Consider the following 12,820-nt stretch of genomic DNA (forward strand, 5'->3'; position numbering starts at 1 on the left):
GCTAAAGAATATCCTTAATATGGCTTTCTGGAGAGATGTCCGAGTGGCTTAAGGAGCACGCTTGGAAAGCGTGTGTGCGTTAACGCGTACCGTGGGTTCGAATCCCACTCTCTCCGCCAGTTTGCCGAAAGCTTGTTTTTCCCCTGAACCACATCAATTTGTTAAGTAAAAATAAAAGTTGAGAAATATCCCTACGTATTTTTTATTCTTGTATAACAAGGATATTTACTTTAACTTATCCTAATTTTTTAATTCTCTAGAACCTCTAAACGTATGCATCTTTGCTGTTTAGATGAAAAAAGTTCTTAGAACCTGCTCGAGTTAATACTTGCCAAGAGAGTTGCGTTCATTTTTGTTCTTAAGGGTTTTCTTTAGGGATAGTTCATAACCTCTTCTCTCTTGCGTAAACGTGTGCATATGTAGGGGGAAAACCTTTGGAAGAAAACTTTTTCAAACTGATTCTCATCACCAATAAACAACAGATTTCGGTAGAGGAGTATCTCGATTTCGTTTGTGCTTGTGTACAATCTGGAGTGACCTCGGTGCAATTGCGTGAAAAGGAACTTTCATACAGAGAGTTGTTGGGTTTTGGAGAAGCATTAAAGTCTATTTTAGATCCTTTGGAGATACCTTTAATTGTCAGTGACAGCGTGTCGGTGTGTTTAGATTTGGATGCTACAGGTGTCCACTTAGGACAGACAGACGGTGATGTTATCGAGGCTAGGGAGCTTCTAGGTTCTGATAAAATCATCGGGTGGAATGTCAATACCCTGGATCAACTGCTCAATGCGAATACTCTGCCTATTGATTATTTGGGATTGAGTGCCATGTTTGCTACGCAGAATAAACCCGATGCAACGAATCTTTGGGGTTTCTCTGGTTTAGAACAAGCGGTTTCTCTTTGTGAGCATCCTATTGTCGCTATTGGTGGTATTGACGAAAGCAACGCATCTAAAGTCATTGACGCTGGCGCTGCAGGTATAGCAGCTATAGGAGTATTCCATAGCGCACAAAACCCCAGCTCAGTAACGAAAGCTCTACGGGAAATTGTTGATCGAGGACTGAGATGCTAGAACGCATGCAAGAAGCGTTGCAACGCTTAAGAAAGGAAAGGCCCGTAATTTTAAACACCACGAATTATGTTTCTATGGATTTCCTAGCGAACTGTTTTCTAGCCATCGGAGCGTCGCCTATTATGAGCGTGTCCGATTTAGAGTTGGAAGAGTTAATAGAGTTGAGTTCGGCCGTGTATATTAACATTGGCACTCTCGATCATTTATTTATTCAACGAGCGTACAGAACTGTAGACCTGGCTGTAAGACAAAATAAACCTGTGATTTTTGACCCTGTGGCTGCAGGAGCTACAAAGATTAGAACAGAGGTGTCTCATCACTTACTGGCCCATGCGACAATCGTTCGAGGAAATGCTAGTGAGATCCTTTCTTTCGGGGATGTCACGATGAAAACACGTGGTGTAGATTCTACTCACTCTACCCAAGACGCTAAAGATGTGGCCACCGCTCTAGCGAAAGAATGTTTGTGCGGTTGTGCTATTGCTGTTTCCGGAGCTATAGATTTTATTACTGACGGGCAGCGTCATACAACTGTGGAGCTTGGCGATCCGTTCATGTCTTATGTTGTGGGCATGGGATGTTCTTTAACCGGAGTATTCGCTGCGTTCAGATCGGTCATAGACGATTCTTTTGAAGCCACGAAATTAGGTATAGAATACTTCACTCTGTGCGGCATGCTGGCTCGTGAGCGCTGTGAAGGCCCTGGATTGTTTAAGGCTTATCTCCTTGACGAGTTGTATGCTTCCGACTTTAGTAGGATGCGTCAATACTACGATCGATAAACGCTATATCAAATAGAGAACTGAATCTTGTTGAGTTGTGTAATTGTAGAACCTAAATCTAGATTCTCAATTACACAACATGGTCTCTACAAAAAGCGCGCCTTCTCTGAGCTGGCGACTTAGAATATCATACGTGCACCGCAGTTAGCCATCTGGACTAATGAAGACATGCCTGCTTCTACAGTGTATGTACCATATAACGTCCAGTAAGAGCCAAGATAGAGTTGTGAGCTATATTCCACTCTTCCAGTGTTTCTGGTGGGAATGACACCATACACTTGTCCAGTTTGTCCTGTAGAGTTCACTCTGTAATTACATTTAGGCTTGTTTCTGTAAATCACAGGTACATAAGCAAGGGATAATTTGTTATACATAAGAATATTATATTGCATTAATGCACCTTCAAACACGAAACCTAAAGGTATAGAAAGATTTCTATAAGCGAAGGAGTCGAATGTTCTAGGATCATAGTCCAGCTCTGTAAATTGCTTTTGACGTACTCCTGTGTACTCAGCTTCAGAGTAGAAAGAAAATCTCGTTGTAGAGTTTTGTGAAGGCTCTTTTAAGTCGAGAATCATACGGATATCAAACAACCAACCAAGATCTTCCCAATTTCCAAGATTGCGCTCATGAATGGATGGGTAATAGGTAGTTGTATCATGCTTCATATAGCCATAGGTCATGACCCCTTGCAGCAATATAGGTTGAGGGGATTGCGTACGTCTATAAGGCAAATAGAAAGATTTTCCGGCGTATAATGTCCCTTGGAAGGAGTGGTCAGAACCTTTATGCTTGTAATTATCTACAGCTTTTTCTGATTTCGAGTGACCGAACACCTGGCTAAACGAGGCTCCAAGGATAAACTCAGGGCGTGGTTTAGCATCGATAGCCAATGAATACCCTCGGCTATGATAGGAGAAGGACCTGGATTCTTCTCCTTGTTCTTTTTGTAAGAACGAGCCTATACCACATAACCAAAGGTTATTATAAGCCGCATCATCAAAACGTGCATTGTTTAGCATGTTGTTCACAATACCCTGCTTTACAGCAATGAGGGAGTTTTGAGAACCGAGGATAGAGTTCACGTAGAAGTAGTTATCTCTAGGGATATAAATCCAGCGGCGGTACTCTTCAAACTTCCAATTGGCTTTGAGCGTTCCGTTTTGATCACCTGGTCCTAGTGTCCAGGAGCCAATATACCCTTTTAGAGGTTTGGTATCTCCTTCTAGAGTTAAGTCAGAGATCTCTACTTTGCCACTTTCTGGGAGCTTAAGTAACTCAATCTGACGATCTTCGCCTAAGTAAGGATTTTGGTAAAAAGTTCCCGCAGGGTCGATAAGAGTAATTGTGCCTGTTAAATAGACTTTTTCTTTAGTTACATCTGGATTGGATACATCTGCCCTTGGAAGAACGTTGTTTCTGGCAACATGAGCTCTAGCTCCTGCTGCTGCCGCTGCAGGAGCTACACCTAATTTTAACGCAGGAGGGGTGGCTGTTCCATCTTCTGAGACAATATCACTAAAATCAATAGTGAGGTTGTTGATCGCAATGCCTCCAGTTGCCCCTGATGATCCTCCAGTCTTTTGCTGAGTGGAAAGTACCGCTCCTGGTCCCATCACAAGTGAAGATCCAGCTTTTTGATCGAAAGACACCACATTTAACTCTGTATTTTTCCCTAAGATTAAGGTCCCGTCATGTAAGACAACCTTTTGGGGGATGACCGATTTATTCTCATGGTATTCTGAAGAGAATAATACCGTTCCTGTGTACTTGGGAGGATTACCTTCACTTGATGTTTTATTAATATCCAAAGTTGTGTAGTTGCTACCAGAAGACTGCACTGTTTGGGTTCTTACAGCATCATAGAAATTAATGGATTGATTTGCAGCAGCGTTAAGAGTGAGTTTAACTTTTCCTGTAATACTGCAAAAAGATGGATTGGATTTTTTCCCCTGAGGTGCGCATTGGTTATTTTTAAATGTAATGCTACCGCCTAGGGCCGTAAGATTTAATTCCGCATCAGTGCTATTTCCTTCCCCATAGATCGCTGCACCTAGGTTGTTAACCTGAGAGCGTTGTTTATCGGAAGTTTGAGCTAGAGTGACCTTGTTATCTAGGAACAGAATAGAAGCCGCTGCTGTGATGTCTGCCTTTTTTGTGAAGTAAATTGCACTACCGTCGTTCGCAGAGCTATTGTTCGAGAAGTTCATGTATCCTTGAGGAATAGATAACGTATCTGCGTAGATAGTCCCACGGTTTTTCGCTATATTCCCTTCAAACGAGCAGAACACAGCGTCAGAGAACGTTACTGTGCCATTGGAACCATTTTTACAACCAATAGCTGAGCCGTTATCTGCAGAGTTCTCTTTGAAAAATAGTGCTTGGTTCCCTGTAAATGTAATGCTGGTTGTTCCTGCAATGGCTCCACCAAAGGTTGCCTTTGGCGCAGGATCTTCGGCAGGAGGCTGTTCTGCTGGAGTGCATAAAGCAGAATTGCCTACAAAGCTTATGGGTTGTGAACAATTTTGAATTGTTACAGTAGGAGAATAAATCGCTCCACCGGCTACTTGTCCTGTTGTAGAGGATCGTTTTGTTGTTGCCGAGTTTCCTGAGAAGGTTAAACTGCCTGAGCTATTTTGAAGTGTAAGGCTCGTCTTGGCATAGAGGGCCCCACCTTGAATATTAGGATCAGTAGGATCAGAAGATAGACTAGCTGTGTTGTTGTCAATGGCTGCGTTCCCAGAGAACGTACAATTTCCTTGCAACTTTTCTAAGATCAACGTTTCAGCAGAGAAAGCACCACCTGTGATAGCGGTAGGAATACTAGCTTTTTGCGGTGATGATGTAGTAGTTGAGGTAACTTGCGCTTTGTTATTGCTTACAGTAAGTCCATCAGGAAAGTTAGTGCAGGTAAGTGCTTTGGCATAGATAGCTCCACCGGATTCTTTTGCAGTATTATCGGAAATCTTGGAAATTTCTATACCTTCAAGAGTCAGTTTTTCCGTGAAATACAGCCCTCCACCGGATTTTCCTGCAGAGTTCCCGGTAATATTTAGGTGGTCTAGACGAGAGATTTTTCCTTTTTTCCCATAAACGCCCCCACCACTTTCTGTAGCGTTGTTTTTTGTTACGTTGGCTGTAACGACATAATCAACTTTAAAGTCTAACTCTTCTTCTCCTATTGCTGCAACACCTGCTGCTGGCGCGCTTGTAGTACACAGCCCGGCACCATTTTTCGCAGAGTTTTGACCAATATCGATGGATTCTAGGTTAGTCAAGGCAGCTTTAGTTGTGTACACACCGCCACCATTTTCTTCGGCTTTGTTGCCAGTGATCACAGCACTTCCAAAGACAGGTACTGTAGCTGGTGTTGTAGAAGAGACAGTATCCGGATTGGAGAAGGTAAAGGAAAGCGCTTTAGGAATATATGCTCCACCACCACTTTTGCTTGTGGTATTGTTGACTAAACAAAAGTTCTCTAAGTTGGATAAGGTAAGGGATTTAGTGTCAGCTAGACAGATACCCCCACCATTTTCTTCGGCTTTGTTGCCTTGAAAGAGTGTTTTCCCAGTGAGGTTGGAGAAGGTCACATCGCTTTCGCAATACAGACCGCCCCCAGATTTTTTTGAGGTGTTTGTAGTAAATTGTATTCTGTGAGAATTGCTATAATTTAATGCTCCTTTGACGTACGCACCACCACCATGATCTGTGGCTTGGTTATTGATAAATTCTAAAATAGAAGTCACATGAGAGACGGTGAAAGCTTTCTCGACGTAGATACCACCGCCTTTCCCTAAAGGAGGTTCGATAGGTACGGGAGCTTTTTGTTCTTCGACTACGGAAGACAGTACGTGAGCAGTAGATGCTTCTTTGCCTGGAATAGTAATTTTGAGATCGTAGTTTCCAGCTTTGTTAACACCAAAACGGACTTGAGAGAGGTTGCTTAGCGTGACGTTCCCTAGGCAATAGATAGCTCCACCACCTGTTTTCCCACTGTTTGCATTAAATTGTGTGAGTACGGTGGAATCTTGTATTGTAAGATTCCCTTTTGCATAAATTGCTCCGCCTCGCGTATCTGCGGAGTTGCTTTGGAACCTTAAGTTCGCAATGTTATTTAGGGAGATGTCCTTATCTCCATAAATGGCACCTCCAGCTCCGGTAGCAGTATTTAATATAAAGAGGGTGTCTTCAGAGCCATCACGAATGGTAATGGTATCCAAGCCAAAAATGGCGCCTCCAGAGCCTTTAATCACAGGAGGAGCCTCTCGTACTTGCTGTTTAGCTACATCTGCAGAGGCATGAATCTTTTCAGAAGCTGAGGGTAATGATGCTGCTTTTTTCTGCGCATCAATTTGTTCTTTAATTACATCAATAATGAGGGGAAATTCTGCAGAGTTGCTTCGGAAAGTCATATCTTTGTAAGTAGAGATGACAATAGCGCCTTTAGCAAAAATGGCGCCTCCATTCCCTGCAGTTTCTGTCGTGTAGGTGGGGAATATAGATGTTTGACTCTCTGCATCTTGCACTTTTATTTCTTGAGAGAAGTATCGAGGCAAGAGATGCGTTTCCTTGAGTTTAGGAGGAACTAAACCACCAACTCCAGCTCCAGGAGCTGATTTTGCTGGTAGAACGGGAACCAGAGGGATAGGAACACGAGCAGAGTTATTTGTAAACTCAATAGAGTCGAGGATATTCCTAATTGTCAGTGTAGAGTCGGTAAATAAAGCACCACCCGCTTGTTGGGATAGATCATCCCGGAATGTAAGGTTTTCTAATCCATCAAAAGATATCGGACCTTTGGAGTATATAGCCCCACCTTGTCCTGTCATTCTAATTAGGGTGCAGGATAAGGATCCTGGGTTGCCTGCATGTGTAATGAACGTTATAGGACCAGCTTTGTCATTGTAAAAAGCACCTCCTCCTTTAGGAGCAGGAGTAGAAGTAGACGCATCTGTTGTGGAGGTAGAGACGGCATGAGAAGATGAAGATAATGAGAAACTTAGAGGGTGAGATTTTTCATCTGCGAACTTTCCTATGTCAGAAATTGCTTGATTTCCCTCTACCACATGCGAAGCAAATGATGTAACATGCAGATCATCAGGGCCATGATACAACGTTTCTTGAGGTTGTGTAACAGTATTCTCATACCCTGTGGAAAGGCTTGGCTTACTCTCGCTCTTTGGTTTGCTTGAGACAGTATTACTTTGCGTATCGGGAGCTGGAGCAGGGGCAGGATCAGGTTCTACTGTTCTAGGTTTAGGATCAGGAATATTCGTGAAGTTTCTGAAAGAGACATCCCCAGTAATTGTGTATGTTGTTCCGCTGTCATCTTGTGTTTGCTGCGTGAAATTCTTTGATGCAGAATCTGAAGCACTTAATCCCGATCCTCTGTAGCTGGAGTTTAATTCTTTCGAAAGAGGTTCTCCAAATACTGTAATCGAGGGGAGTACGGCAGCAAAAACAGCTGTAGCTGATAGCCACTTCATAGAACAAAAACCTACTGAGAATATTCACTGTCTAGATATGCGTTAGATAAATCAGAAAGGCAAATTAGGCAAGGGATAATAAAAAACAGCACAAGAAAGATCAAGATATTAGAGATAAGCTTTAGGGAGACAGGAGCCCATCTATAATACCTTGATGCATGCTATTCTTAATCCTTAGCAAAGTTCATAGTCAAGGAAAAATTAGAAACTTAGAGATATACCACCAAAAGCATCGCCAGAGAAGCTGTTCCCTTCGCGTTGCATGGTGGAGATGCCTAAGTATGCCTTAGCAAGTTTACATTTGAAGGTGGTGCGGAATTTCAGGTTGAGTGCTTCTTGTCCCATAAAGACACCGCCAACTTTCCAGGAATGCTGATTCAGTATTAATGAAGCTGTAGCTAAAGGATCTTCTCTGAATAAGTCCTTAATGTAGGCCATGCTAAATTCCGATAAAAGGGAATATTTGGCTCCGAAGAAACGTAGTTCTAGAGAGACACCTGTAGGAAGAGCAAGGTTATTTAACCGTGAAGAAGTAAAATACCGAGGATCGTATCCTGTTTCTATGAAAGGATTTTGGTTAATTGTCGTATATTCAAGATTGACAAAAGGCGTGATTTTGAGACAGCGGATTCCCTTGGGATAGGCATAGGATAAACCTACACAGCCCCGAATTCCTTGGTTTTTCCACGCCCCACGGGTGATGTCCTTTTTAGAAAATTGATGTTTCATCACATGAGATTCTTCTGCATAGCTGATAGAAAAACGAAAAGATAAAGCTTTCCAATTTTTAAAAGCCGCCACCGTACCCATCAACATGTGCGAACGACTTTTCCCAGGAATCTGATCTTGAGAACTGGAACCGTGCAGTTGTGAAAATGTAGCACAAACCACCGTATTTGGAGAAAATGGGAGCTTAATCCCAAGATTGTGACCCGCTTGTGTCGTAGAGAAGTGGTTATCGTGATTAGTATTCTGCTCCAGAATACTAGAGACAACACCACCAAAAATACACATATGCTTGATGGGAAACAGAGTGTTATTATTTAAGTAGTTATCAAGAATGGCATCATTGGACGCGCGCATACCGGAAAATGTTGACCATACAGAAGAGGGAACCAAAGAACCTTCCTTCTCAGGATTTAAAACGAACGTCCCGGTAGGAATCCATAACGCTCTTAATGTTTTGTGTTTTTTTGAATCTCCTTCAGACCAGTGAAATTTCCATATCCCTTGATAGCCATAGGTATTTTGTTGTATGGCAATTTCTTCAGAAACAAATTTTTCCGTATGAATGCCTTTGTCAGATTTGAAAATGATTTCCATCTGATATGGCTGGGATGCCAAACTATGGTTGTCATAGAATATATTGTCAGGATCATGAATTTGCGGAGATCCCGATAATTTGATCACGGCATTTCCTGAGCGGATCTCAGCAGGAAGATGCGAGTGGGCAGTATCTAAACCAAAATTAATGTTGGAAATGACTACATCTTTGCCCAAACTGTTGTAACTGGTTAACATCGACCCGGGGCTAAGATTTAACACCCCACCAAATTGCTTGAATTCCTGAACAGCAAGAATCGCTCCACCTGTAATGGACAGAGTCCCATTATGCAAATAGACAGGTTGGTTAAAGATCGACGTTTTATTAGTTTTATCTTGACGATCTAAAGGGAGTTTCTCCCCAGAGAAAATCACAGAACCACAGTGAAAAATATTGTCACCCGAGTTGATGTTTATAGGATGTGCACTTGGTGACGTCGCAAGAAAGGGATCATAGAAAATAATGGATTGGTTTTCATTGGCAACGAGCCGAATGTTTTCAGGGGAACCTTTGATCGTAATCGCATTATTGTGTAGGCCTGAAGAGTGCTTGGTAGATACCCTAGCCACATTGCCTATAAATATAATGTCTCCCGCTTGTGCATGTAAATAGAGTTGTGGTTGCGGCCCACCTAAATAAATCGCACCACCCCCAAGATTCCCCGCAGAATTTTCAGAAAAGATAATGGGCTGGGAAGCTATAAGGTGACAACTGCTCGCGGTTATAGCTCCACCGCCTTCTGCGGAGTTTTCGCTAAAGAAAATAGCCGCGTCATTATTTTTCACGATCGTCTGATGGGAATGGATAGCCCCACCAAAGTAGTCAGCCCTATTTTTTCTGAAGTACACCGGAGCAGATTGTGTATTTATACTGCAAAGATTCGCACAAATGACACCCCCAGATTCTAAAGCGTAATTTTCTGTGAAGGTAATTGTGTTTCTATTCTTACTAAACTCTACAGATCCTTGGGCATTGTAAATGCCACCACCAAATTTTGCCTGGTTTTTCTGAAATAGAATTTCCTGATTTCCGTCGAAGAGAATAGTAGATCCAGCAACTTCGCTACTGATAGCCCCACCATTTCCTGAATGGGAAATATTTTGTACTACTTCTGCTTGGTTATTGATAAAGGAAATCCCTCCGCGTTGCTCACTAAACACTACGCGGTTTGGTTGGGTTCCTGTCAGTAGGATTGCTCCTCCAGGACCACGGCTGACATTGTTTTCAAAGAGGAGTTGCGTGTTCTTGGTGAAAAACATATCTTGCCTAGAAGTAATCACTCCTCCGGTACTTTGATTGTTTTGCACGCGTAGCGTTTTCAAATTTTCGAAGTTCAGCAGGGATTTAGAAAATATGCCCGCTCCCTGACTCCCTAGTTGTAAATTAGTGAAGTTTAATACCGCTAAGGGAGAGCTCCCTGTAAATGTGAGATTTCCTTCTAAGTTTCGGAAGGCTCCTCCAGGTTTATGGATACTGAGACCTAGAAAATCTTTAAGGGTAAACTCACCACGTAGTGTGTATTGAGTTCCTTGAGGCGATGTCGTTAACATCGTAAATAATTCAGGATCTTCACCCGTATGTATTCCAGATAAAGGAAGAACTACTTCTGTAGCGGATAATTGAGTCAGTGGTGCGAGTGAAGAAAGAAATACAAGTTTCCAAAAGAACGTCTGCTTCATGTTCCAGAATCCTAGTCGTTTCTCAGTCTAGAGTAAGAGATCTAACTTACATAGAAGAATAAAATAAATACACGGAAATAAAAAGTTGACCCAAGCCTGGGTTAATCAGCATGGAACAGTTAAAGTCTACGGTATTTTTTTTCACTGTATTGAGAATAGGCCTCTAAAGATGCTGGTAGCATTCTCTTTAGAGGCTATAGGGGGGATGGATAAAACGAAATTAATCTTTCGTTTCTTCGATCATTGCTTTTGTGAAATCCTTGATTTCTTTAGTTAGATTTTTCGCTAAGGTTTTTGTTTGCTGTGCAAAGGCTTTAGTATGTTCTTTAGAATGTTTAAACAGGGTTTTGCCTTTTTTGGTTCCTGACGTTTTTACTCTTGAGAGTTTTTTTCTTAACTGTACACCACTTTTCGGAGTGAATAAACAAGTCAGCAATGTAGCGATAAACCCTCCGAAGATTACGCCCCTGAGCCAACGCCAACGCTTACAAGTTTTCTTATTGTGCTTGTGATTTCTGAACATACCTTATTTCCCCCCTAAGACAGATTAATCTTTTTTGCGGAATATGCACCAAACAAGCATAGCAACAGCTGCCCACTTTGCTCCTTTGCAGATCTTCCCCATCCAGTTGCTTTTACTTCCCTCACAGATGAAATCTTCAATATCTTTTGGTAAATGCTTGTTACGTTTACGTAACCAACCGAAAATCAGCTTTTTCCCTAGTAATAAAGGCGTTAGGATCTTAGCTTCAAAATTTAAAATCGTCGTGATCTTACTGATATTTTTCACTATCTTATTCAGCCTGTGTAACAAGCTGATAGTTAAAACAAATACTGTGACCATGCACGTGGATAGCAAGATACAACAGAAAATTATCGCTCCCGTGAGGTAAGTATTCATATAAAGCGAACAAACAATTTTATTTTTTATTATTTAATTTCACTTTTTATTTTCTGTTTATTTTAAAAAAAATTAAAGAAAATACTTTTTAATAAATAAGTTAAAGTCGAAGAAAAGAAAATCCCTAATAAGAATTAGGGATATGAGGTTGGTAATGAGCGCGATACGAAAAAAGGACGGCGTACGCTCCCGGGAAATGCTTATTTGGCAGAGGTGGGGAGCTCGATAGCTTTATCCGCCCTGGGGAATTCTACCTCTTTCCTCATGAGGAAGACCCCAAATAGGTTGAAGCAGAGGAGAAGGGCTCCCGATACCGACATGACCAACAAAGCGGTATTTTGCGAGAGAAAGCAAAATGCCGGCAGGATCGTAGCTCCATAAATCGTGTAGATTTTGGATCCACCCTTTCCGTAAAGAAACTTTGCACATTTTTTCCCTACGAGGAAATACGAAATAATCGTCGTATAGCCTGTGACGAAAAAGAAGGTGGGGAGTAGGATCTTCACCAGAGGGAAGTAGGTCGCTAAGGCGTGCTCCACAGCTTGAGAAGCGTTGTCGAGACCCAAAGACCAGGACCCTGAGGCAAGGACCATCAGTAAGCTTAGAGTACAGATAAGATTATCTATGGCAAGACCTATAATGCTGAGCTGAGCTTGCGTTTCTGGTTTTTTTACAGAACTTTCACTTTGAATAATGGAGTCAAATCCAATACCGATGTCTCCAGAGTAAGCAGCTCTAGAGATGCCTTGGTGGATAGTCGTGGCTACAGTACATCCCGCAAACCCTCCGATAGCCCCATGTCCTGTAAATGCTGATGAAAATACTGCAGAAAATAGGGAGGGGAGCTGGTGAAACTCTTTCACAAGTATGTATAGGGATAACACACAGTATAGAGTAAGGAAAAAGGGAAGTACACAAGCACAGATTTTGCCAATACGTTGTAATCCTCCTTGCACTGCGTAGAGAACAAGAAATAACAGACCAAAAATCGTCAAGAATTTCGGAATGTTCCAGCAGTGAGAAATGGTGTCCGCAATCACAGAGAATTGATAAATCTCTACACCATAAATACAGAGTAAAATCGCTACAATGATCGGTACGATTTTTGTTCCATAGGCTTTATCCAGGAAGTACATAGGCCCACCCTGATAAATACCTTCGTTATCTACTTTACGAAACTTAATTCCCAAATACACTTCAGAGTATTTGACGATAGAACCTAAAATTCCAGCGACCCAAACCCAAAACAATGCTCCAGGACCACCAATACACGCAGCTGTAACAATCCCTACAACGTTGCCAATACCGATATTCCCACTTGCAGATGCAAAAAATACCTTTAATGGATGCACTCCTCTTTCTTCTGTCTTATTTTTAGACGACCCCTGAGAGTATTGGTAAAATAGCCTGCAGAATTGAGGAAACTGAGTGAATTGAGCAAAACGCGATTTCCATGAAAAGCTTATCCCCAATAAGAGAATCATGAGAAAAGCCACGTATGACCAAAAGAAGTCATCGAAAGTTGCGAGTAAAGACAGGATTGCATTCATTGTAAAAAATTTTTTAAATATTTTA

At 41.9% G+C, this 12,820-nt stretch carries 7 protein-coding genes and 1 tRNA gene; 3 read left to right on the forward strand and 5 right to left on the reverse strand.

What is annotated here, in order from left to right:
• Positions 1-29: 29 nt before the first annotated feature.
• The 3 genes from CHAB577_RS01090 to thiM all read left to right on the forward strand — a co-directional run bounded on the left by CHAB577_RS01090 (position 30) and on the right by thiM (position 1,855).
• Positions 30-119, forward strand: a tRNA-Ser gene (locus CHAB577_RS01090).
• Positions 120-434: 315 nt separating this feature from the next.
• Positions 435-1,073: a thiamine phosphate synthase gene (thiE, locus tag CHAB577_RS01095; RefSeq protein WP_006343864.1), complete on the forward strand. Its 639-nt coding sequence runs from the start codon at positions 435-437 to the stop codon at positions 1,071-1,073.
• A complete protein-coding gene (thiM, locus tag CHAB577_RS01100) occupies positions 1,067-1,855 on the forward strand; it encodes a hydroxyethylthiazole kinase (RefSeq protein WP_011096893.1) in 789 nt (262 codons plus the stop codon). Before thiE ends, thiM begins: the two co-directional genes overlap by 7 nt.
• A gap of 119 nt (positions 1,856-1,974) precedes the next feature.
• Here the strand turns inward: thiM and CHAB577_RS01105 are convergent, their stop codons facing one another.
• From CHAB577_RS01105 to CHAB577_RS01125, 5 genes are all read right to left on the reverse strand, one after another.
• Positions 1,975-7,341 carry a polymorphic outer membrane protein middle domain-containing protein gene (locus CHAB577_RS01105; RefSeq protein ID WP_011096894.1) on the reverse strand — a complete coding sequence of 1,789 codons (5,367 nt, stop codon included), beginning with the start codon at positions 7,339-7,341 and terminating at the stop codon, positions 1,975-1,977.
• Positions 7,342-7,542: 201 nt separating this feature from the next.
• The gene (locus tag CHAB577_RS01110) at positions 7,543-10,344 is read right to left on the reverse strand and encodes a polymorphic outer membrane protein middle domain-containing protein (RefSeq protein WP_011096895.1); all 2,802 of its coding nucleotides are present in this window, start codon (positions 10,342-10,344) and stop codon (positions 7,543-7,545) included.
• Positions 10,345-10,564: 220 nt separating this feature from the next.
• Positions 10,565-10,867 (reverse strand): YtxH domain-containing protein, encoded by a 303-nt coding sequence (locus CHAB577_RS01115; protein WP_006343868.1) that lies wholly within the window; start codon positions 10,865-10,867, stop codon positions 10,565-10,567.
• 24 nt (positions 10,868-10,891) lie between these two features.
• A complete protein-coding gene (locus tag CHAB577_RS01120; RefSeq protein WP_011096896.1) occupies positions 10,892-11,245 on the reverse strand; it encodes a hypothetical protein in 354 nt (117 codons plus the stop codon).
• Between the two features lie 200 nt (positions 11,246-11,445).
• Positions 11,446-12,795, reverse strand: a complete 1,350-nt coding sequence (locus CHAB577_RS01125) for an amino acid carrier protein (RefSeq protein ID WP_011096897.1) — start codon at positions 12,793-12,795, stop codon at positions 11,446-11,448.
• Between the last annotated feature and the right edge of the window lie 25 nt (positions 12,796-12,820).

The sequence above is a fragment of the Chlamydia abortus genome (assembly GCF_002895085.1).
Taxonomy (GTDB): Bacteria; Chlamydiota; Chlamydiia; order Chlamydiales; family Chlamydiaceae; genus Chlamydia; species Chlamydia abortus.

What these genes read in the sequence shown, in the direction of transcription:
- thiM (WP_011096893.1), top strand. Translation starts at nt 1,067, where the DNA reads ATGCTAGAACGCATGCAAGAAGCGTTGCAACGCTTAAGAAAGGAAAGG.
- CHAB577_RS01105 (WP_011096894.1), bottom strand. Translation starts at nt 7,341, where the DNA reads ATGAAGTGGCTATCAGCTACAGCTGTTTTTGCTGCCGTACTCCCCTCG.
- CHAB577_RS01110 (WP_011096895.1), bottom strand. Translation starts at nt 10,344, where the DNA reads ATGAAGCAGACGTTCTTTTGGAAACTTGTATTTCTTTCTTCACTCGCA.
- CHAB577_RS01125 (WP_011096897.1), bottom strand. Translation starts at nt 12,795, where the DNA reads ATGAATGCAATCCTGTCTTTACTCGCAACTTTCGATGACTTCTTTTGG.
- CHAB577_RS01120 (WP_011096896.1), bottom strand. Translation starts at nt 11,245, where the DNA reads ATGAATACTTACCTCACGGGAGCGATAATTTTCTGTTGTATCTTGCTA.
- CHAB577_RS01115 (WP_006343868.1), bottom strand. Translation starts at nt 10,867, where the DNA reads ATGTTCAGAAATCACAAGCACAATAAGAAAACTTGTAAGCGTTGGCGT.